16 protein-coding genes and 1 pseudogene are annotated in these 22,281 nt (G+C 63.3%); 9 read left to right on the top strand and 8 right to left on the bottom strand.

Annotation, left to right across the window (positions count from 1 at the left end; translation table 11 throughout):
- The first annotated feature begins 21 nt into the window (after positions 1–21).
- The 5 genes from ACTJKL_RS01765 (at position 22) to ACTJKL_RS01785 (ending at position 6,555) form a co-directional block, all read left to right on the top strand.
- Complete coding sequence (locus ACTJKL_RS01765; protein WP_127711318.1) at positions 22–1,449, top strand: gamma-aminobutyraldehyde dehydrogenase; 1,428 nt, start codon at positions 22–24, stop codon at positions 1,447–1,449.
- A 404-nt stretch (positions 1,450–1,853) separates the two neighbouring features.
- A complete protein-coding gene (locus ACTJKL_RS01770) occupies positions 1,854–4,028 on the top strand; it encodes a TonB-dependent siderophore receptor (RefSeq protein ID WP_440852024.1) in 2,175 nt (724 codons plus the stop codon).
- 28 nt (positions 4,029–4,056) lie between these two features.
- On the top strand, positions 4,057–4,788 hold the full coding sequence (fhuF, locus tag ACTJKL_RS01775) for a siderophore-iron reductase FhuF (RefSeq protein ID WP_324763464.1): 732 nt from the start codon (positions 4,057–4,059) through the stop codon (positions 4,786–4,788).
- 1 nt (position 4,789) lies between these two features.
- Positions 4,790–5,926: an ABC transporter substrate-binding protein gene (locus ACTJKL_RS01780; protein ID WP_440852025.1), complete on the top strand. Its 1,137-nt coding sequence runs from the start codon at positions 4,790–4,792 to the stop codon at positions 5,924–5,926.
- Between the two features lie 107 nt (positions 5,927–6,033).
- Positions 6,034–6,555 carry a hypothetical protein gene (locus ACTJKL_RS01785; RefSeq protein ID WP_275597601.1) on the top strand — a complete coding sequence of 174 codons (522 nt, stop codon included), beginning with the start codon at positions 6,034–6,036 and terminating at the stop codon, positions 6,553–6,555.
- Between the two features lie 15 nt (positions 6,556–6,570).
- Here ACTJKL_RS01785 and ACTJKL_RS01790 read toward each other — a convergent pair whose 3' ends face one another.
- The 3 genes and pseudogenes from ACTJKL_RS01790 to ACTJKL_RS01800 form a co-directional block, all read right to left on the bottom strand.
- Positions 6,571–8,115, bottom strand: coding sequence for a trimethylamine methyltransferase family protein (locus ACTJKL_RS01790; RefSeq protein WP_440852026.1), 1,545 nt, complete (start codon positions 8,113–8,115; stop codon positions 6,571–6,573).
- Between the two features lie 142 nt (positions 8,116–8,257).
- Positions 8,258–10,705: a GcvT family protein gene (locus tag ACTJKL_RS01795; protein ID WP_440852027.1), complete on the bottom strand. Its 2,448-nt coding sequence runs from the start codon at positions 10,703–10,705 to the stop codon at positions 8,258–8,260.
- Positions 10,702–13,142 (bottom strand): annotated as a pseudogene (locus ACTJKL_RS01800) (GcvT family protein). The gene ACTJKL_RS01795 and the pseudogene ACTJKL_RS01800 overlap by 4 nt, the downstream one beginning before the upstream one ends.
- Positions 13,143–13,263: 121 nt before the next feature.
- Here ACTJKL_RS01800 and ACTJKL_RS01805 point away from each other — a divergent pair.
- The gene (locus ACTJKL_RS01805; protein ID WP_100671776.1) at positions 13,264–14,115 is read left to right on the top strand and encodes a LysR family transcriptional regulator; all 852 of its coding nucleotides are present in this window, start codon (positions 13,264–13,266) and stop codon (positions 14,113–14,115) included.
- Positions 14,116–14,174: 59 nt separating this feature from the next.
- Here the strand turns inward: ACTJKL_RS01805 and ACTJKL_RS01810 are convergent, their stop codons facing one another.
- Positions 14,175–15,854, bottom strand: coding sequence for an alpha/beta hydrolase (locus ACTJKL_RS01810; protein WP_440852028.1), 1,680 nt, complete (start codon positions 15,852–15,854; stop codon positions 14,175–14,177).
- Positions 15,855–16,085: 231 nt separating this feature from the next.
- Here ACTJKL_RS01810 and ACTJKL_RS01815 point away from each other — a divergent pair, with 231 nt between their 5' ends.
- On the top strand, positions 16,086–17,369 hold the full coding sequence (locus ACTJKL_RS01815) for a cystathionine gamma-synthase family protein (protein WP_100671778.1): 1,284 nt from the start codon (positions 16,086–16,088) through the stop codon (positions 17,367–17,369).
- A 133-nt stretch (positions 17,370–17,502) separates the two neighbouring features.
- Here ACTJKL_RS01815 and ACTJKL_RS01820 read toward each other — a convergent pair whose 3' ends face one another.
- Together ACTJKL_RS01820 and ACTJKL_RS01825 are read right to left on the bottom strand one after the other, a co-directional pair.
- A complete protein-coding gene (locus tag ACTJKL_RS01820) occupies positions 17,503–17,865 on the bottom strand; it encodes a glyoxalase superfamily protein (RefSeq protein WP_379938117.1) in 363 nt (120 codons plus the stop codon).
- Positions 17,862–18,458: a TetR/AcrR family transcriptional regulator gene (locus ACTJKL_RS01825; protein WP_379938116.1), complete on the bottom strand. Its 597-nt coding sequence runs from the start codon at positions 18,456–18,458 to the stop codon at positions 17,862–17,864. Before ACTJKL_RS01825 ends, ACTJKL_RS01820 begins: the two co-directional genes overlap by 4 nt.
- A gap of 84 nt (positions 18,459–18,542) precedes the next feature.
- On the opposite strand from ACTJKL_RS01825, the gene ACTJKL_RS01830 reads away from it, so the two are divergent.
- Positions 18,543–19,334 carry a crotonase/enoyl-CoA hydratase family protein gene (locus ACTJKL_RS01830; protein ID WP_275597594.1) on the top strand — a complete coding sequence of 264 codons (792 nt, stop codon included), beginning with the start codon at positions 18,543–18,545 and terminating at the stop codon, positions 19,332–19,334.
- 63 nt (positions 19,335–19,397) lie between these two features.
- Here the strand turns inward: ACTJKL_RS01830 and ACTJKL_RS01835 are convergent, their stop codons facing one another.
- Both ACTJKL_RS01835 and ACTJKL_RS01840 read right to left on the bottom strand, forming a co-directional pair.
- The gene (locus ACTJKL_RS01835; protein WP_100671782.1) at positions 19,398–19,877 is read right to left on the bottom strand and encodes an anthrone oxygenase family protein; all 480 of its coding nucleotides are present in this window, start codon (positions 19,875–19,877) and stop codon (positions 19,398–19,400) included.
- Positions 19,878–19,926: 49 nt separating this feature from the next.
- The gene (locus ACTJKL_RS01840; RefSeq protein ID WP_411933729.1) at positions 19,927–21,240 is read right to left on the bottom strand and encodes a glucoamylase family protein; all 1,314 of its coding nucleotides are present in this window, start codon (positions 21,238–21,240) and stop codon (positions 19,927–19,929) included.
- Positions 21,241–21,474: 234 nt separating this feature from the next.
- Here ACTJKL_RS01840 and ACTJKL_RS01845 point away from each other — a divergent pair, with 234 nt between their 5' ends.
- A complete protein-coding gene (locus ACTJKL_RS01845) occupies positions 21,475–22,269 on the top strand; it encodes a DUF1194 domain-containing protein (RefSeq protein ID WP_100671784.1) in 795 nt (264 codons plus the stop codon).
- Positions 22,270–22,281: the final 12 nt, after the last annotated feature.

Genomic DNA, 22,281 nt, shown 5'->3' on the forward strand with positions numbered 1-22,281 from the left:
GCACTTGAAGGGAGAACAGACATGGACACCCAGCTCTTGATCGGATCGCGCTTCGAAGCCGGAACCGAGGCCGAGGAACACATTCTCAATCCGAGGACGGGCGCCGGGATCATCGACCTCGCCGAGGCCTCCCACGCGCAGATCGACGCCGCCGTCGACGCTGCCGAGCGCGCCTTCGTCGGCTGGTCGCAGACGACGCCGGCCGAACGCTCCAACGCCCTCTTGAAGGTCGCCGATGCCATCGAGAAAGAAGCCGACGAATTCGCCGCGCTGGAGGCGCTGAACTGCGGCAAGCCGATCAATGCGGTGAAGAACGACGAGTTGCCCGCAATCATCGACTGCTGGCGCTTCTTCGCCGGCGCGGTGCGCAATCTGCATGCGCCGACGGCGGGCGAGTATCTGCCGGGCCATACGTCGATGATCCGCCGCGACCCGATCGGGGTCGTCGGCTCGATCGCGCCGTGGAACTATCCCCTGATGATGATGGCCTGGAAGCTGGCGCCGGCAATCGGCGGCGGCAACACCGTCGTCTTCAAGCCATCCGAGCAGACGCCGCTGACGGCGCTGAAGCTCGCGCGGCTCCTCGCCGACATTCTCCCCGAAGGCGTCGTCAACGTCATCACCGGCCGCGGCGAAACCGTCGGCAATGCGCTGATCAACCATCCGAAGGTCGGCATGGTATCGATCACCGGCGACATCGCCACCGGCAAGAAGGTGCTCGCGGCCGCCGCCAAGACGGTGAAGCGCACCCATCTCGAGCTCGGCGGCAAGGCGCCGGTCATCGTCTATGACGACGCCGACCTCGAGGCGGTGGTCAACGGCATCCGCACCTTCGGCTACTACAATGCCGGACAGGACTGCACCGCCGCCTGCCGCATCTATGCCGAAGCCGGAATCTACGAGAAACTCGTCGCCGACCTCACATCGGCCGTCTCGACCATCCGCTACAATCTCGACGACGACACGGAAAACGAGATCGGTCCGCTGATCTCCAGGCGCCAGCGCGACCGCGTGGCAAGCTTCGTCGAAAGGGCCGCCGATCAGAAGCACATCGAGATCACCACCGGCGGCGGCACGGGCAGCGAGCAAGGCTTCTTCTTCCAACCGACGGTCGTCGCGGGCGCCACTCAGGAGGACGAGATCGTCCGCCGCGAAGTCTTCGGCCCGGTCGTCTCCGTCACGCGCTTCACCGGAAAGGACGATGCCGTGGCCTGGGCGAACGACAGCGATTATGGCCTCGCCTCCTCGGTCTGGACGAAGGACATCAGCAAGGCGATGCGAGCGGCATCCCGCCTGCAATATGGCTGCACCTGGATCAACACCCATTTCATGCTGACCAACGAAATGCCGCATGGCGGCATCAAGCAGTCGGGCTATGGCAAGGACATGTCGGTCTATGCGCTGGAGGACTACACCGCCGTCCGTCACATCATGATCAATCACGGCTGAATTTTACGCGCCCCTGCCGGCGACCTTCTGCCGCCGGTCCGGCGAGGCGGCCCGCGGCAGCCTCGCCGCGGTCCCTCGCTTCCTCGAGAGAGGTGAGAGCGCTTCCAGGAAAGTGTAACGGTTCTCCGTCCGGAAGTGCGTTGGATCAATCGGTTAGAGCATTTCAAGGTTTCCATGAAACATTGAAATGCTCTGGGGGGCATGCCGCGTCGCACTCCACTTGCCCATCCAAACCCTCACGGGCCGTCCGCTCCCCTGCCCGCGCATTCGCCGATGTTGCACTTTTCACACATACTTCCGGAACATGACTGAAAAAGTCATGAAAAGAGCTTGCGCCCGCAACAATCATGAGTGAATAGCTCATCTTATAGAACATAACTTATATCTCTATAAGGTTGCGTTGCATGCCCTCGAAATCCGCCTTCCTCCTGCCCCTCATTCGCGCTGCCCTCGCCGGAACGTCCGCCCTCGCCCTTGTCGCCACGGCCCAGGCGCAGCAAGCAGAACAGGAAGCCGCTTCCGGCGGCAATTCGACCGAGCTCGAAACGCTGGTGGTCAACGGCAGTGGCGGCGTGATCACGGCCGAAGGCTATGTCGGCATCAGCAGCGCCACGGGCGCCAAAGTCGACACGCCGTTCCTCGAGACTCCACAATCGATTTCCACGGTGACCGAACAGCAATTGAAGGACCGCAACCCGCAGACGCTGCTGGAGACGCTCGCCTATACGCCGGGCACGCGCGTCGGCGCCTATGGTTTCGATCCTCGCTTCGACGCATTCTTCGTCCGCGGTTTCGACGTAACCTTTACCGGCATCTTCCGCGACAATCTCCGCCAGCCGGCGGCTGTCGACTCGGTCTTCAAGAACGAACCCTACGGGCTCGAAGGCGTTTCGATCCTGCGCGGACCCTCCTCGGCCCTCTACGGCGCAACAGGCGCCGGCGGTCTTTACAACCTCATCACCAAGCGGCCGACGGAAGATGCGCTGAGAGAGGTGCAGGTCCAATACGGCAGTCACGACCGCTATCAGGGCCAGTTCGACTTCTCGGGCCCGGTGAACGAGACCGACCCGGTCTATTATCGCCTGACCGGCCTGCTGCGCGATGCCGACACCGAGCAGGTCGGCCTTGCGGACGACCGCGCCTATATCGCACCGGCATTCACCTGGAAGCCGGACGAAGACACGAAGCTGACGGTTCTCGGCGAGTATTCGCGCACCAAGACCGGAGGCACCGCGACCTATTACAACGACCCGCTGACCGGCGAAGTGACCGACATATTTGCCGGCAACCCTGACTTCAACGCTTCGATACAGAAGCAGGGACGCATCGGCTACGAATTCGAGCACCGGCTCAACGACACCTTCGTCTTCCGCCAGAATGCGCGTGTATCCACGCTGAACATCGACGCCGACTGGGACTTCGCCTACGCCCCGAACGCTGACGACCCGACTTTGCTCGACAGCGCCGCCGGCACCTATGACGAGCGGCTGACCGCGTTCGTCATCGACAACCAGCTCGAAGCAAAATTCGACACCGGCGCTCTGGAGCATACGCTGCTTGCGGGGATCGACTATACGAAACTGCGTTTCCGTGCGCTCGACGGACGCGGCGTGTCGCCGCCGCTCGATACCGACAATCCGACGCAGGGGCGTCCGGTCGACCCGATAGACTTCAACACCCGTACGGTCCAGGACCAGTGGCAGCTCGGCACATATCTGCAAGACCAGATCCGCTACGACGCCTGGACGTTGACGGTGGGCGGACGCTACGACTGGGTATCGACCGATACGGACACCACCGACCTTGCCAGCGATTCGCTGACGTCGGTTTCGCAGAAGGACAAGGAGTTCTCCGGCCGCATAGGGCTCACCTACCAGACCGACTTCGGACTGGCGCCCTATATAAGCTACTCGACGGCCTTCACACCCAATGCTGGCACCAACCAGGAAACGCACCAGCCGTTCAAACCGACCGAGAGCGAACAACAGGAGGTCGGCGTCAAGTACCTCCTGCCGAACAGCAATACGCTGATCACCGCCGCTCTCTTCAACATCGATCAGAAGAATGGCCTTTATTTCGAGGCCGACGGCGTCACCAACATACAGGTCCAGCGCGGCAAACTGCGTTCGCGCGGTTTCGAAATCGAAGCGAACACCAGCCTTGACAACGGCCTTTCGCTTATCGCTTCTTACGCCTATACCGACGTCAAGATCATTCAAGGCCCCGAAGGCACGATCGGCAACTATGTATCTTCCGCACCACAGCATATGGCGTCGATCTGGGCCCATTATACATTGCCGGAAGATAGCCCGTTTTACGGGTTCAGCCTGGGTGGAGGCGCGCGTTTCGTGGGATCGAGTTACGGTAATGACGAAAACACCTTCAAGAATAGTTCGCGCGTTCTCTTCGATGCTTCTGTCGGCTACGATTTCGCAGCGATCGACCAGAAATATGACGGTCTGCATCTGCAGGTGAATGCCACCAATCTCTTCGACCGCCGCGAGGCCGTGTGCACTGCCGGCTACTGCCATCGCGATCAGGGCCGCATGGTCATCGGCTCGCTGCGTTACAACTGGTGAGCTCATGACAACAGCCGGGCATGGAAGCGTGGCGGTAATCGACGAGCCGAAAGGTCTGTCGGCGGCCTTTGCCGGCCCGCATGCCTGGTGCAACGAGAAGATGATGCTGTCGGCTAATCTTTCCGACGGCATTTCGCTGCCGGAATTTTTCGCTTCCGGCGCCTTCGACCGGACGCTCTCGCACTATGCCGAGGCCTCCGGCGGCACCGACCGCCGCGCCGTCGCCTCCATGTGGTCGCTCTACTATTTCTCGGCCCTGACCATCCCCTATGTCGTCGCCCGGGTGCTGGACCACCAGGCGCTGCCGGCGGATTTCGACCAAATGACGGTGGCGCTCTCGGACGACGGGCTGCCCCGCGCCTTCGGGGTCGCGACGGCAGGTCAGTGGCGCGACGATGACGGGCGTGACATCTTCGCCTTGATCGGCTCGCTCATGGACGAGCATCTTGCCAAGGTGGTCCCGCATCTCAAGGCAGCCGGCGGCATATCGCCGAGGCTCGCCTGGAACAATGCCGCCGTTTACATCGATTATGCGCTTCGAACCGCGGGGACCGACCCCATGAGCGACCAGGCCGATGCCATGGTCGGCTGCCGTCTGATGCCCAACGGCGCTCCCAATCCTTTCTTCGACTGTCTGCGTCAGGAGGAAGAGGACGGGACGCGCGTCTGTCGGCGCAAGATCTGCTGTCTGAGATATCTCCTCCCCGGCATTCCGAGCTGCGGCAGCCTCTGCGCCCTTCCAAGCCAAAGGAAACAATAGCTTGTCTCGTCGATTCCCACGCCGCCGCGGCCTCTTCCTTCAGGCCATTGCCCTCCTGTCGATCCTCTTCTTCCCGTTCGCCGCGCTGGCGCAGGCACAATGGCCGATCACGGTCACGGACGCAGTCGGAAGACAGGTAACGATCCCCGCGCCCCCCAAGGCGGTGCTTCTCGGCAGCGGCTTCAATCTCGTCGCCCTCTCGGTCATCCATCCGGACCCGGTAAGTCTGCTCGCCGGCTGGTCCGGCGACATGAAAGGCGACAATCCGGAAATCTATGAGAGCTTCGTTCGCAAGTTTCCGAAGCTCGCAGACGTGCCGCTGATCGACGACGGCAGCGGACCGGGCCTTTCCTTCGAAACGATCCTGACGCTGAAGGCCGATCTTGCGGTTCTTGCCAATTGGCAGGCGGATACGGAAGCGGGCCAGCGTGCGATGGAATACCTCGAGAGCACCGGCGTGCCCGTCATCGTCGTGGACTTCAACAACGAAGCACTCAAAAACACGCCTGCCAACATACGTCTCCTCGGCAGGGTCTTCGAGAGAGAAGAACAGGCGGAGGAGTTCGCCCGCTTCTATGAGGAACGTCTTGCCCGCATCCGCGACCGCGTCGCCAAGAGTTCCGAGCCCGGCCCTAAAGTCCTCATGGAAGCGTTTCCCGCGCCAGACCGTTGCTGCTGGGCCTACGGCGTCGGCGGATTGGGCGAATTCATCGCCGTCACCGGCAGCCGCAACATCGCCGAGGGCGCGCTGCCGCGCCCGGGCGGCATGATGAACGCGGAGGCCGTCATGGCCGAGAACCCGGACGTCTATATCGCCACCTCGTCGCCGGGCGGCAAATATAGCGGCTTTTCGATCGGGCCCGGCGTCAAGGCCGAAGAGGCGGAGCGGACCCTGGCGCAGGCCGTGGACAAACCGGTGATGGAGAGCATCGCGGCCGTCCGCAACGGGCGGGTGCACGGCCTCTGGAATTTCTTCAACGCCGTTCCGCTGAACATCGTCGCAGCGGAAGCCTTTGCCTCCTGGCTTCGCCCCGACCTCTTCCCCGACGTCGATCCCGCGGCGACGCTTGCCGAAATCGACCGGCGCTTCGCTGCAGTTCCCTTCGAGGGCACCTACTGGATCAGTTTGAAGAAATGACCGCCGGCTGAACCTGCCCCGGATTGGCAGAAGGGTGTCGGCCGGGCGTACCCCAAAGATTGCCAGCGCCGCCTCGCCCTATATAAGGTTCTCGCAGGAGGAACTTCATGGCGTGGCTGATTGCGTTACCGTTGGGCTTGGCGATCGTGTATCTCGCGGCCCGTTACGGTCGCTTCCGCAGCTGGATCGAGCCGGTCCTGTCCATTGCGGTTGCGCTGGGGCTCAGCGTCGCTTTTCTCGTCTGGCTGAACGAAGCTGCTCCGGACAAAGCCCCGGAGCCGGCCCCGAGCCGGCCCGCCGCCGGGCTGACCGTCGCCGACATCACCCTGCGGGACATGGCGTTCGAACCGAACGAAACCGAGCGCACCTTTCGGGTCCGTGGCACCGCAGCCAATGCGTCGGACGTCACGCTCGAATATTTTCGTCTCACGGTGACGCTCGAGGACTGCCCGCAGGACGCCTGCAAACGTATCGGCGAGGATACGGCTCTCATCCTGCTCCGGGTGCCGGGCGGCCAGAACCGCCCATTCGAGACGTTCCTGACCTTCCCCTACAGGCCGGATGAAGCGCCGACTGCGCCGAAATGGACCTATAGGGTAAGCGAGGTCAGAGGTGCCGGTCGACGCTAACGGCGAATCGACACGTCAACAAAAGATGCCGAACCGCTCCCGTATCGCCCGGTCGGCCTCCGCCGAGATCAGCGACGGGGCAGCGTCTGCCAGGATGCGGTTCTTCCTCTCGATGGCGCGGGCGACGAGATCCGGCCGGCCGATCTCGACCCATTCCTTCGGGCTCGTGCGGTCGGCGACGGCCGGATAGATATATTCCGTCTGCATCAGCCCGAGTGTCTGCGGATGGCCAAGATAGTGGCCGGGGCCGTCGAGGCAGACCGAACGCATGGTCTCGAGCGAAACCGAATCCTCCGTTACGTCGATGCCGCGGATGCAGCGCTGCACCTGGCCCAGCATGTCGTCTCCGAGCACCAGCGACTCCAGGCAGAAGCCGAGGAGCGATGCATGCATGCCGACCGCCTCGTAGACCATGTTGAGCCCCGAAAGCCCCGCCATCACGTTGGAGATCGCCTGTTCCCAGCCGGCCTGCATGTCGGGAAGCTTCGCATCCGCGATGCCGGCGGCGGCGCCGCCGGGCAGGCGATAGAACTGGTGCATCTGCGCGCAGCCTGCGGTCAGCAGAGCCTGTTCGCCGGAGCCGCCGGACATGGCGCCCGTCCTCAGATCGGAGACGAACGGCCAGGTGCCGAAGACGGCCGGATGGCCGGGCGAAAGCGCGTTGACGTAGACGACGCCGGCAAGGCACTCGGCAACCGCCTGCACGATGGCGGTCGCGAGCGGCGCCGGGGCAGTCGCCCCCGCCTGTCCGGCGGATAGCAGCAGGACCGGCATGCCGCCACGGATGCACTTCTCCATGGTGATGCAGCTTTCCTCGGCGAATTTCATCGGCGGTACGACAAAGCAGTTCGAGTTCGAAACGAAGGGCCGCTCCCGCCACTTGTCCTCGCCGCCTGCGATCATGTGAATGAGGTCGAAGCAACCCTCCACATGCGACGGATCGGAGAAGCTCGTGCCGACATGCTTCGTCGTCCCGGCGCAGCAGGCGTAGAGCGTGTTGATGTCCATCAGGAAATTGTCTGAAACGTCCCGGCAGACCATGGCTCGCTGGAAGAAATGGACATTGTCCAGGTGATGGACGAGCTGCGCCGCGTTCAGGAGATCCTTGGCGGTCGATTCGCGGTATTCGCGCTTCTCGACGTCGACCACGTGAACCGCCGCGCCCGCTGTACCGTAATAGACGCGCGTGCCGCTGAGTTCGAGGTCCTGTTTCGGATCGCGCGCGTAAAGGGTGATGTCGCGCGCGGCGATGGCCAGCATGTCCTCGACCAGTGCACGCGGGAAGCGGAGTCGTCCATCCTCGCCGAGGATAGCCCCGGCGCCGGTCATGATCTCGACGCCGGATCGCGGCGCGTTGGCAAGGCCGATCTGTTCCAGCGCATCGAGCGCCGCCTCGTGAATCCGTCTGACGTTGGCCTCCGTCAGCGGCTTGTACTGTCCGCCGGAAAGGCCCGGACGAACGGGGCGGATGTTTTCGGCGAGCGGCGACGAACGAAGCGCAACGCGCGCCGCCCGTCCGCCGGACCGTCTCGAAGCCGCAACTGCGCATTCCTCAGCCATCATTCATCTCCCAATGGCGCTGTCGTCGTCTGTTCTTTGCCCCTCTCCCTCGGTTTTCGCACCCGGGGGTGGGCTGCACGGCATCTCACTTCTCCCCGTCAAAACGGGGAGAAGTGCCGGCAGGCGTATGGGGGCAGTCTTTTCAGGCCCGCACCCGCTCCGCCTTCGGGTCGTACATCGGCTTCAGCGAAGCCTCGGCCCTGACCCGCGTTCCGGCGATTTCGATCTCGTAAGCGGAAGCCAGCACATCGGCCTCGCTTTCACCCTGGCAGGCCACATAGCCGAGCCCGATCGCACCCCCGAGATGGTGGCCGTAATTGCCCGACGTGATCGTGCCGACGATCTCTCCGTCGCGCACGATCGCTTCGTTGTGGAAGAGCAACGGCTCCGGATCTGAAAGCCGGAACTGCACCAGCCGGCGCGAAAGACCCTCGTCGCGCTTGGTGAGCACCGCCTCGCGGCCGATGAACTCGCCTTTTCTGGGCTTCACCGCAAAGCCGAGCCCCGCTTCGAGCACATGATCCTCGTCGGTGATATCGTGGCCGAAATGCCGGAAGGCTTTCTCGATCCGGCAGCTATCGAGCGTATGAAGGCCACAGAGCTTCAGCCCGACATCGGCCCCCTCCAGTTCCAGTGTCTCGAACACATGCGCCGCCTGGTCGGTGGAGACGTAGAGCTCCCATCCGAGTTCGCCGACATAGGTGACACGGTGGGCGCGGGCGAGGCCCATCCCGATCTCTATCTCGCGGGCGGTGGCGAAGGGGTGCGCCTCGTTGGAAAAATCATTCGGGCTCACCCTCTGCATGAGCTCGCGTGCCCTTGGCCCCATGACGCAGAGCACGCTTTCGGCAGCGGTGACGTCGGTGATCACCACGAACTCGTCGCGGACATGTTTTCGCAGCCAGGCAAGATCGCGCTGCAGCGTGGCCCCCGGCACGACGAGGAAGAAGGTGGTCTGCGAAAGCCGCGTGACGGTCAGGTCGCTTTCGATGCCGCCGCGGGCGTTCAGCATCTGGGTGTAGACGACACGGCCGGGCTCGACATTCATCTCGTTGGCGCAAAGCCGCTGCAGGAAAGCGAGCGCATCGCGGCCCTCGACGCGGATCTTGCCGAAGGAGGTCATGTCGAAAAGGCCGACCCCATTGCGGACGGCGAGATGCTCCTCCCGCTGGTTTTCGAACCAGTTCTGCCGTTTCCACGAATAGCGGTATTCGCGCTCCTGGTCGTCCCTTGCGAACCAGTTTGGCCGCTCCCATCCCGCCACTTCGCCGAAGACGGCACCGCGCGCCTTCAGATGTTCGTGGATGGGCGAGCGGCGAACGCCGCGGGCGGTCGCCATCTGGCGATAGGGGAAATGATCGGCGTAAAGCAGACCCAGCGTCTCGCTGACACGTTCCTTGAGGTAGGAACGGTTCTTCTGGAAGGGCTGCGCCCGGCGGATATCGACCTCCCAGAGATCGAAGGGCGGCTCGCCGTCGTTCATCCACTGCGCCAGCGCCATGCCGGCGCCTCCCGAGGAGACGATCCCGATCGAATTGTAACCGGCTGCCACCCAGTAGCCCTTGAGCTCCGGCGCCTCGCCGAGATAGTAGCGGTCGTCTGGCGTGAAGCTTTCCGGGCCGTTGAAGAAGGTGTGGATGCCCGCCGTTTCAAGCATCGGCATGCGGTTGACGGCCATTTCGAGGATCGGGGCGAAATGGTCGAAGTCCTCCGGCAGCTGGTCGAAACAGAAATCCTCGCGGATGCCTTCCATGCCCCAGGGCTTCGCCTTGAGCTCGAAGGCGCCGATCAGCATCTTGCCGGCATCTTCCTTGTAGTAGGTGCACTCGTCCGGCACGCGCAGCACCGGCAGGCGGCTGAGGTGAGGTATCGCCTCGGTGACGATATAGAAGTGCTCGCAGGCGTGCAGCGGCACGGTGACGCCGGATTGCCGGGCAAGCTCCCTGCCCCACATGCCGGCGCAGTTGACGACATTCTCCGTCTCGATCGTGAAGCTCTCGCCGTTCTGCTCGCAGGTGACGCCGGTTATTCGGCCGTCCTTCTTCAGCACCGAGGTGACTTTCACGCCCTCGACGATTGTCGCACCGTTCTGCCGCGCACCCTTGGCAAGCGCCATGGCGATGTTGGCCGGATCACACTGGCCGTCGAGCGGCAGGTGGACCGCCGCCTTCACGTCGGCAACGTTGAGGTGGGGGTAAAGCTCCTTGACCTCGTCGGGCGTGATCTCGCGTACGTCGACGTTGAAGGCGCGCGCCAGCGAGGCCTGCCGGTAGATCTCTTCCTTGCGCTCTTCCGTCAGCGCCACGGTGATCGAGCCGTTCTGGCGCATGCCGGTAGCGATGCCGGTTTCCGCCTCGAGCTTCACGTAAAGATCGGCCGAGTATTTCGCGAGCCGTGTCATGTTCTGCGAAGCGCGCAGCTGGCCAATCAAACCGGCCGCATGCCAGGTCGTGCCACAGGTCAACTGCTTGCGCTCGAGCAGAACCACATCGGTCCAGCCGAGCTTCGCCAGATGATAGGCGACCGAGCAGCCGGAAACGCCACCGCCGATGATGACCACACGCGCTTTTGCGGGAATGGGCTTCGTCATGCCTTCAGTCTTTCATTCGAGGGATCCCAGAGCGGCTGGTCCGGCTGGACGACGGCCTTGAAGCGGTCGCCGAAAATCTCTACCTCGACCTCCTGGCCGGGAACGGCCAGATCGGCGCGCAGCATGCCGAGTGCGATCGACTTGCCGGTGCGGTAGCCCCAGTTTCCGGACGTGGTCTCGCCGACGACCTCGCCGCCCGACCAGAGCGTCGACATATAGGGCGCGTCGCAATCGCCGGGCTCTACCGTCAGCGTCACGAAGCGNCGCCCTGCTGCTTCTCACGCTCCAGGGCGGCCTTGCCCCTGAAATCCGGCTTCGACCAGTCGACGAAGCGTTCGAGCCCGCCCTGCAAAACCGTGTAATCGGTGGAGAGATCGCCCTTCCAGGCGCGGTAACCCTTCTCGATGCGCAGACTGTCGAGCGCTTCCATTCCGAAGGGCTTGAGGCCGTGCTTCTGCCCGGCTTCCCAAACGGCATCGAAGACCGGGGCGGTATCCTCCACTTTCGTGTGGATCTCCCAGCCGAGTTCGCCGGCGAAGGAGACCCGCACGAGCTGGCAATAGCGGCCGGCGATCTGCGCCGTTTGATGCGTCAGCCACCCCTTCGCAAGGTCAGCGTCCGAGACCTCGGCCAGGATCGCGCGCGATTTCGGCCCCGTCAGGATCTGGCAGGCGAATTTCACCGTCACGTCATCCAGCGTGAAGGCGGCGTCCGCCGGGCGATGCTTCTGCAGCCACTCGAAATCATGCCACTGCGCCGTCGCCGCGGTGATCAGGAAGAAGAAATCCTCCTCGATCGCCATGACGGACATTTCGGTGAGGATGCGGCCCTTGTCGTCGGCGAAATAGGCCAGCCCGATGCGGCCGGGCTTCGGTACGCGGCCGGTGATGAGGCCGGAGAGCCAGTCGCGCGCGCCCTCCCCCTTCAGCCGGAAGCGCGAGAAGCCCGGCAGGTCGAGAATGCCGGCGGCATCGCGCACGGCCAGGCACTCCTCCTCGATCCGCTTCGCCCAGGGACCTTCCCTTCCCCAGGTCTGCGTCGCAGCCTCTGACGTGTCGTCGCCGGGTTTAGCGTACCACATGGCGCGTTCCCAGCCGTTATAGGGCTTGAACTGCGCGCCAAGCGCCGCAACGCGATCATGGATCGGCGAGAGCTTCCTGCCGCGCCCGGCCGGCCAGTAGTGCTTCGGGAAATGCATCGCATATTCGTGGCCGTAGATCTCCATCCCCTTGGCGATGCAATAGTCCTGGTCGGTATAGTCCGTGTAACGGCGCGGGTCGCAGGACCACATGTCCCATTCGGTCCGGCCTTCGGTCACCCATTCGGCGAGCACCTTGCCGGCCCCGCCCGCCTGGCAGATGCCGAAGGTGAAGACGCAGGCCTCGAAGGCGTTCGGCACGCCGGGCATCGGCCCGATCAGCGGATTGCCGTCCGGCGCATAGGGAATCGGTCCGTTGATGACGCGCGAAAGACCTGCCGTCCCCAGGATCGGCACGCGCTCGACCGCATCGTTCAGATACCATTCCAGTCTTTCGAGGTCGTCCGGGAAGAGCTGGAAGGAAAAATCCTCCGGCATCGGGTCATCAGGCCTCACCCAATGAGCGCGGCAGTTCTTCTCGTAAGGCCCGAGATTCATGCCATATTTCTCCTGGCGGAGATAATAGGAGGAGTCGACGTCGCGAAGGAGCGGCAGCTTGTGCCCGGCTTCCTTCGACCAGGCGGCAAGTTCCGGGATCTCGTCGAAAAGGACGTACTGATGGCTCATCACCATCATCGGCACGTCGCGGCCGAACATCTTCCCGACCTCGCGGGCATAATATCCGGCGGCGTTGACGACGTATTCGCAGCGGATTTCGCCCTGCGCCGTCTCGACCACCCATTCATCCCTTTCGCGCCGGGCACCGGTCACGGGACAGAAGCGGATGATCTTCGCGCCCATGTCGCGCGCGCCCTTGGCGAGCGCCTGAGTCAGCTGCGCCGGATCGATGTCGCCGTCATAGGGATCGTAAAGCGCGCCGGTCAAGTCATGCGTTTCGAGGAAGGGATAGCGGCTGCGCATTTCCTCGGGCGTCAATATATCGAGGTCCATGCCCTGGTAGCGGCCCATGCCGACGACGCGCTTGAACTCCTGCAGCCGCTCCTTCGAATGGCCGAGGCGGATGGATCCCGTCACATGATAATTCATCGGGTAATCGACGAGCGCTCCCAGGTCGCGATAGAGCGAAGCCGAATAGCGCTGCATGTTCATGATCGACCAGGATGAGGAGAAGGTCGGCACGTTGCCGGCCGCATGCCAGGTGGAGCCGGCCGTGAGCTCGTTCTTTTCAACAAGCACGCAGTCGGTCCAACCGGCCTTGGCAAGATGGTAGAGCGAGGAGGCGCCGACGGCTCCCCCACCAATGATCACGACACGTGCGTGAGACGGCAAATTGGACATGCTGGCTCCCTCTGTTACGGCGATCTTTGACGGGGAAGCCTGATGCCATCAAGCGCGGCGATTCAGCTTTATTGATCGAAGAATTCGATTAGATTGGCGGGAGGAGCAAGGAGCGACACAAATGCAGGTTGACCTGATCGAGACCTTTCTTGACCTGATGGAAACGCGCAGCTTCAACCGGACCGCCGAGCGCCTCAACATCACGCAATCCACGGTTTCTCATCGGGTGAAGGCCCTGGAGACGCAGTTCAACCGCAAGCTCTTCACCCGCAACAAGGGCGGAACCCTTCCGACCGCCGCCGGACTGCGCTTTCTCGATTATGCGAAAGCCTTGCAAAACCAGTGGCATGAGGCCACCCGTGCAGTCGCGAGTGCAGGCGCTCTGGAACGTTCGATGCGGCTCGGAATCCAGCACGACCTGGCCGAGACCATTGCCGGCCGCTGGGTCGCTGCGATCCGCCGCGACCTGCCGACAACCGAGATCTATATGGAGGCGGATTATTCGAACCAGATGAACCGCGATCTTGCCGCCGGGGAGCTGGATCTCGCGATCCTCTACACACCGCATTTCCTGCCCGACCTTCACTATGAACGGATCGGCGAACTGCATTACGTGCTGGTCAGCACCGATGCTTCCGAGATGGCCGGTGTGAAGCCTGAAACCTATATCCGTTCGAGTTACTCGCCGGCCTTCGACCGGGCGCACCGCCTGGCGCTTCCGCATCTTTCGGGAGCTTCGCTCGCCGCCGGCCAGAACATGGCCGTCACGGACCTGTTGCGCACGCTCGGCGGCGCAGCTTACGTGACGCAGGCGACTGCCGATCGGCTCGCCGACCGCGTTGCCGTCGTGGCCGACGCGCCGGTCATCCCGCAGACCGTCTATGCGGCAACGAGTCTCCGCACCCGCCATGCCCATCAGCATCGCAAGATCATCGGCGCAATGGAGGGGCTGCTGTCGGGGTTCGTGACCTAGACGTATCGGAAGCTTGCGGCGTCCCGGCCTCTCTCTGCGGTCGGAGCGATGAAGGCAGCTCACCGCTTGCTGAATTGCGCCTTCAATCGCGTGATATCCTGGGCCGTAATCCCTTGCGGATCGGTAACCGCCATCCAGGCGTCGATGTAGTGTTCCGGTGCGTAGACATGGCCGTAGCCCATCGGCGAGGTCGTCGCCAGCGCCATGTCGGCAAGCAGCTGCAGTCCGGTGACCACGGGAAACCAGCTCAGCGCCGGCGAAACGTCCGGCCCCCGCGGGGGCTTCATCCAGTCCGGCTCCCGGTAGAAGGAATGGGGATCGAAAAAGGTCACCGGATCGCTGGCATATTGCAGATAGACGATCCGCATCGCGCCCCAGCGCGCACCGGGAATGTCAAGCGCATTCTCCTGACTGGTGAAGCGGATGGCGGAGCTGTCGCGATAGCGCGGCAGCCAGGCGGTCGAGCCGGCGACGCGGTCGGCCGTCACCGAACGCCAGAGCGCGCTCGGAAACGGCGGTCCGCTCCAGAGCGCGCCCTGGAAGGGGTCGCTGATGACATCGAAGAGATCGACCGATCCTTGCGAATTCATCGCGCCAAGGCTGAGCCCGTGCAGATAGAGCTTGGGCCGACGATCCCTGGGCAGCGTCGTCCAGTAGCCATAGACCGCGTCGAAGAGAGCGTCGGCCGCTTCGGCACCATAGCCCGGCTCGACCAGCAGGGAGAGCCAGCTGGTGAGATAGGAATATTGCACGGCCACGCTCGCGACGTCGCCGTGAAGCAGATATTCGAGCGTATCGAGCGCCGCGGGGTCGATCCAGCCGGTGCCGGTCGGCACGACGACGATCAGCGACTTGCGCTCGAAGCCTCCGGCACGCTTCAGCTCCTCCAGTGCCAGCTTCGCCCGCTCCCGCGCGGTCTCGGCGGAATTAAGCCCGACATAGACACGCACGGGATCGGGAGCTGCAGCCCCGAAGAACGCCCCGATGTCGGCGCCGGTCGGGCCGGACGCGATGAACTGCCGTCCCTGCCGCCCGAGCTCGTCCCAGTGCACGAGCGACGCACCGCTCCCCGTCCTGGCGGGATCGGCAGGCGGTGCGATCTCGGGATCCATAAGTGCATCGAGTTGCTGGAAAGAACTGTCTGCGGCACGAAGCGCGAACTTGAAGATCACGCCGTTCGCAGCCGACCAGAACAGGGCGAGCGCCACCAGCCCGCCGAGAGCATTGGCGATCGGCCGCGTGAGGAAATATTGCAGCCATCGGGAAAGAACGCGAAAGGTCAGCCGGAACAGCCGCGCCAGGAGGACCAGGACGATGAACATGAGCACGGCTGTCAGGCCGAGCTGGAGCGGCTCGGCGCTCTCGATGGGCTCGAGGCCCATGATGTGCCGTACTGTGTTTTGCCAATGCGCCGCCTGCCACAGGAATACGGCCGCGGCCGCTATCGAAACGATCGCAGCGGCGATTTTCAAAGTTCGCGCGCGCCGCACCGTGGGCTCGGGGAGTTCGAAGAAGGACCAGAGCCAGCGCAGAAACACGCCGATCGCGTAGCCGGCTGCAAGGGAAAATCCGGAGATCACGGCCTGAATCAGATAGGGCCTGGGTATCAGACTCGGAGTCAACGAAACCGCAAAGAACAGAATGCCGACGAGGAGGCCGCTTGTGGAAAACGAACGCAGGAAGGTGGAGATGTGACGGTGCACCGGTCTCTGCAGGTCCGTCTGCTGAACGTGTTCCATGGCGGACTCCACTTCGCGCGCTGGCGGCAATGTCGCTTTCCGCCGGCGTGTAGTCAATTCCCGCTGGCCTGCTGCAAAGGACAAAAACGTGCAGAGGCACTGTCGAGGATTTTGCACCGGCAAGAGATGCGGGCATCAAAACGAAGTGATCGCAAATAGCAAGGATCGGAGGCAGACGTTTGGTATATTTAAGCCGGTAGTAGAGTCTGCCTGCGCCAAGGAGAAAAACCCATGACCGCGCCGCACCCCTCCAAGACCCATATCGGCAACCACAAACTGCATCCCGAAACGCTGATGCTGAATTATGGTTACGACCCCGAGCTCTCGGAGGGTGCCGTCAAGCCGCCGATCTTTCTCACCTCGACTTTCGTCTTCCACTCCGCCGAGGAGGGCCGTGACTTCTTCGACTTCGTCTCCGGTCGGCGCGAACCGCCCGCCGGTGTGGGTGCAGGGCTCGTCTATTCCCGCTTCAATCACCCGAACAGCGAGATCGTCGAAGACCGGCTCGCCATTTTCGAACGAGCGGAAGCCGGCGCGCTCTTTTCCTCCGGCATGTCGGCGATCGCCACGACGCTTCTCGCTTTCGTGCGGCCGGGAGACTCCATCCTGCATTCGCAGCCGCTTTACGGCGGCACCGAAACGCTGCTCGCCAAGACCTTTCTCAATCTGGGTGTCTCCGCGGTCGGCTTTGGCGATGGTACGGACGAGGCGGCCGTCAATGCCGCGGCTGAAGAAGCGATGAGCAAGGGGCGGGTCTCCGCGATCCTGATAGAGACGCCGGCCAATCCCACCAACAGCCTCGTCGACGTCGCGTTGATCCGGCGCATTGCCGAAAGAATCGGAGAAAGACAGGCGCATCGGCCGATCGTCGCCTGCGACAACACCCTGCTCGGCCCTGTCTTTCAACACCCGATCGAACATGGGGCGGATCTTTCCCTTTATTCCCTGACCAAATATGTCGGCGGCCATTCCGACCTGATCGCCGGCGCCGTTCTCGGCTCCAAGGCGCTGATCAGGCAGGTGAAGGCCCTGCGCGGCTCGATCGGCACACAGCTCGATCCGCATTCCTGCTGGATGATCGGCCGATCGCTCGAAACCCTGTCGGTGCGTATGGAAAAGGCAAACGACAACGCCCGCATCGTCGCCGAATTCCTGCGTGACCATCCCAAGGTCGAGCGGATCCATTATCTGCCGTTCCACGACGCGGACACGCCGGTCGGCCGTGTATTCGCCACGCAATGCACCGGCGCGGGATCGACCTTCTCCTTCGACATCGCCGGCGGCCAGGAGGCGGCATTCCGCTTCCTCAACGCACTGCAGATCTTCAAGCTCGCCGTCAGCCTCGGCGGTACGGAATCGCTCGCGAGCCACCCGGCGGCAATGACGCATTCCGGCGTGCCGATCGAGGTCCGCGCCCGGATCGGCGTGCTCGAATCCACGATCCGCCTGTCGATCGGCATCGAGCACCCGGACGATCTCGTCGCCGACGTCGCAAACGCGCTGACGATGATCTAGGCTGCTGCTGGAAATGTCGGGCCTGTTGTCGTTGACGGCGGTCAGCCGCTCGAAATCCTCCCGCACCATGCGGCGGCCGATGATGTGGGCCGGCGCGAGCGCCGCGGCATTCGATTTTAGGGGAAGATCGGGGTCAAGCCCTCGCCCGATGCGAAAGGACGTTGACGATATTGCCGAACGGATCGCGCAGAAAGAACCGGCGCACGCCCCAGCTTTCGTCGGTGATATCGTAGACGATCTCCGCACCGGCGGCCGTAGCGCGGTGATAGGTTTCGTTCACGTCATCCACCTCGATCGAGAGCGCCGGGACCGGCGTTCCGGACCCGCCTTCGGTGGCGAAACTCACCTGCGGCATGGCGGAGCGGCCAACCGCCGCAAATGTAACGATCCAGCCGTGATCCATCACCACCTCCAGGCCGAGCAGGTCCGCATAGAACCGCTGCGCCTGAAGCGGATCGGACACCTGAAGATTAGGAACGATGCGTCGTACTGTCATTCGACCCTCCCGATTGTCCGCTCCGATAGCGCCAGCTTGACGAGCGAGGCCGCGGCCGTCCCCGCCGTCTCCATATAGCTCGGATCACGGTGAAGCAGAACGACGGCGAAGCTGCCGTCGAGGAGCAACAGGACCTGCCGCGCGAGCGCTTCCGCCTCTAGGATCCCTTCTGCCTCGAACACCTGCCGGAGCCAGTCCTCGAATTTTTTCTTGTGCGCGGCGCCGATACGGATCGCCGGGTGCCCCGGCATGCCGGCGAGTTCGGCGGAGGTGCGCAGGAAGCCGCAGCCCTTCCATTTCGGCTGTCGGGCGACGCGGGCAAGATTGAGGAAGATGCCCTCGACTTTCGATGCCACCTCGCCTTCGGTTTCGCTGAACCATTTCCGGAAGTGCTTGAGGTTCGGCTGATCGCGCCCCTCGAGATAGGCGGCAATCAGGTCGTCCTTGCTTTTGAAGTGATAATAGAGCGTTCGCTTCGTCACGCCGGCCGCTTCGGCGACTGCGTCCACGCCGACGGCGCGGATCCCTTCGGCATAGAACAGCTTGGAAGCGGCGGAAACGATGCGTTCGCGTGTGTTCGGTGCCGTCGTCATGGGCTATGTATACCGACTAGTGAATATACATTCCTTTGTCGCCGACTTAGCCTCCACTCGTCAATACTTGATGGGAGACAATTCATGTCCGATACGGTTCTTATCGAAATTTCGGCCGGCATCGCCCTGCTTACCCTCAACCGGCCCGAAAAGCTGAATGCCCTCAACTACGAACTGATCGATCGACTTTTAGCCCTTCTCGACCGTGTCGAAATCGACGAGACGGTGCAGGCAGTCATCCTCACCGGCGCCGGCGATCGCGCCTTTTCCGCAGGCGGCGACATTCACGAATTCGCCGGCAGCGTGGCCAAAGGCGTGAACGCCGCCGGCCGCGATTTTGTCCGGCGGGGGCAACAGCTGACGCATCGCCTGGAGGCTTTTTCGAAGCCTGTGATCGCTGCTGTTAACGGTCTCGCCTATGGTGGCGGCTGCGAGATGACCGAAGCGGTGCATCTCGCGATAGCCAGCGAGCGGGCTCGCTTTGCCAAACCGGAAATCAAGCTTGCCATGCCGCCGACATTCGGGGGTACGCAGAGACTGCCTCGCCTTGCAGGGCGAAAGCGTGCGCTCGAGCTGCTCCTGACCGGGGACGCATTCTCGCCCCAACGCGCGCTGGACATAGGGCTCGTCAATGCCGTCGTGCCGCATGATCAGCTGATCGCCTCGGCCCGAGCGCTTGCCGATCGCATCATCCGCCATTCCCCTCTTGCCACCGCCGCCATCATCACGGCCGTGACGCGTGGTCTCAACATGGCCATCGGAGAAGGTCTGCTTTGCGAAAGCGAGCAATTCGCACGATTGGTTCCGAGCCATGATCTCAAGGAAGGGCTTGCCGCCTGGAGAGAGCGGCGAGAGCCACGCTATGCCGGGCGCTGATCCGGTTCTTCAAAACGACCCGGTTCCGCACGGAGAACCGTTCGTCACTTTTCCAGGAGTGTTCTAAATTCGCGCGAAGCCGAGCACGAAAAGGGCGAGCGCGCCTGTCGAAGCGAAGGTGCGCACGTGGTTCCAGCGGACCCAGTCGGTCAGGTATCGCTGCTGCCAGAGCTCGGCGGCTGCCTGGCCGGCAGGGGCGGCCGCAAGCGCGTCGTTCAGCGGAACATTGATCGCGACCGTCACCGCGAGCGTGCCTACAAGGTAGACGAGACCGCCGGCTGCCAGCAGATAACTCCCCTGCCCGCCCCAGATGAAGGCCATGACGAGGAGGATCAGGCCAAGCAGCGCCGTACCCATGAAGGCGGAGAGAAACAGCGGGTTCTGAATGACCACGTTGATGGCGTTCATCGCGGCGACCCCCTGATCAGGCGGGAGCCGCGACAGCGCCTGCATGATGCAGACCGAGAAGACGAAGAAGAGCCCGGCCATCAGACCGGATCCGATAGCGGCGGCAAAAGCCAGCGCAGGAACAAGGGCAACCATCGCGGCACTCCAGACGGGAACGAAGCCGCTTCGGGCCGCTTCCCTCGTTTCAGACTCGAGGCAGCGTCGACGAAAGCCAGCCGCCCGCAAAGCCGGCCCTTCTCAACCCATGGCTGAATGCCGGAATGCTGCGCGTCAGTTCCCAAATCAGGCCGCTTCTCCAGTTCTCGATCATCATGACCACGAGCCCCTGGTCAAGCCCGACGATTCTGTCGTCCACCCAACCCTCGGGGCCGTCCCCAGGCAGGCTGGGATTGAAGCCGCCGGGAAGGCAACCCTCCTTAACGAGCGCGGGATAATGCGACACCAGGTGGGAAAGGCTGCCGAGACACGCGTCCGGCTCGAACGGCAGGCCGGCGAGCGACGCCCATGGAACAAGCGTACCGTCATCGGCGCCGAATGGTGCGCCGCGTGCCTCGTAGCCGAGCAATCTCTGCCGCCGCCCGCCGCGAAGCCGCAGCCAGCCTTTCGGCGCGTGGCAGGCGCTGAAGCCCCATAGATGGCTGCAGTAACCCGCGAAGCCATGGGGATTTTCTTCGGCGTGGGCGCGCTGCAGCCTGATGGCCCGCCGGGAGTTTTCGAAATAGTCGCTATCCCTTTCACGCATCCCCCGGTCGCGAAGGCCGCGAAAATCGATCCAGGCCTGCGGAAACAGGTGCACGAAGAGCGCGCCGGCGTGAAGATGCGCCACCCCGTCGAGCGTGAGCCATTCATGCGCCGCGGTGTAGGCGTCGTAGTTCTGCGGCATGATCGGTCGTGTCGGCGATCCCAGTGCCAGGACATAAAGGAGCAGCGCCTCGCTGTAGCCCCGCCAGCGGTGTTTCAGGAAGCGCCCCGGCGGCCGCCAGCCCATTGTGACGGTATCGCCGCCATTGAGCGCCCAGTTCCAATCGGCCCGTTCATAGAGAAACGCCGTGAGGCTCCTGATCTCCCTCTCCTGCCCGCCCGAGCCGGAAAAATAGGCCGCTGCGGCCAGGGCACCGGCAAGGAGCAACGCGGTGTCGATCGTGGAGAGTTCGCTGCGCCAGGCACGCTCTCCCGACCGCATATCGAGGAAATGATAATAGAAGCCGCGATAGCCGCTTGCCCGTACGTCGCTCTCCTGCCGGCTCGCCGCGAAGAATGCGAGGGTGGCCAACACACGCCGGGCTGCCTCCGCCCGCCCGATCCAGCCGCGCTCGACCGCGACCGGATAGGCTGCCAGTCCGAAGCCGGTGGCGGCGATGCTCGACGGAGAACCCTCGCGCGAGGTGTCGGCCACCAGACCGGTTGCCGGATCGGAATGACGAAGAAAGTAGCCGAACGCCGCGCGCTGCAGCCGGTCGACGCATGCGATATCCGAGTTCCAGCTCGAGTGAAACATGGTGGCCTATTGTTCGATGAGGTTGGTGACATTGCGGCGGGTGGCGCAGCCCTTGCCGCGATCACCGAATATTGTAGGCTCGCGTCGCGCCAGCCGTCGCGGATTTCCAATCCTGTGGTACATTCATCGAATTACATCGGCCCGGAGGCCGAGGCCGGTTTTACGGCAAATCGCGGTGCCCGGGATAGAGGGGCAGAACGCCCGACGCGTGATCCACGATGATTGGCTGATGCGATGTTAGGCACGATAGCATTGATCCTGGCTCTGAGCGGGAGCCCGATACAGTCGGCAGCCATGGCCGCCGACGTGGACGTGGAGCTGTTGCTGGCTGTCGACATGTCGGGTTCGATGGACATGGAGGAGGCGCGCGTGCAGCGCTCCGGCTATCTGCAGGCGCTGCGACACCCGGATTTCATCAATGCGGTCCAGGGCGGGCTCCTCGGGCGGATCGCAATCGGCTATTTCGAATGGGCAGGGCTGGTAAACGAGGCCTCCGTCGTAAACTGGCAGGTGATCGAAAATGCTGCCGATGCCGAAGCCTTCGCCGTCAAGCTGGAGGCGCGGCCGATCGGGACGCGGCGCGGCACCTCGATCTCCAACGCGATCCTTTTCGGCACGAGCCTCATCGATTCGAACGCCTTTTCGGGTGCGCGACGGGTCCTCGACATCTCCGGTGACGGACCGAACAATACCGGGCCGCCGGTCACGCCTGCCCGCAACGATGCCGTATCGCGCGGAATCATCATCAACGGGCTTGCGATCCTCATCCGCCCGTCGGTCTCGACCGGGCCGCTCGACCAGTATTACGCCGAATGCGTCATCGGCGGCCCCGGCTCCTTCGTCCTGCCCGTCCATGAGCCCGAGGATTTCGCGATCGCAATCCGCCAGAAGCTTATCCTGGAAGTAAGCGACCTCACTCCCGCGCCGGCGCTCCGCCTTGCAGCCGGCGAAGCCGCGGCAGACTGCATGATAGGCGAGAAGCTGCGGCCCGGTTTTCTCGACAGGGTCTACCCGGAGCTGGATCGCTAGATGTGAGGAGCG

The sequence above is a fragment of the Sinorhizobium sp. 22678 genome, from assembly GCF_052044265.1.
Taxonomy (GTDB): Bacteria; Pseudomonadota; Alphaproteobacteria; order Rhizobiales; family Rhizobiaceae; genus Sinorhizobium; species Sinorhizobium meliloti_A.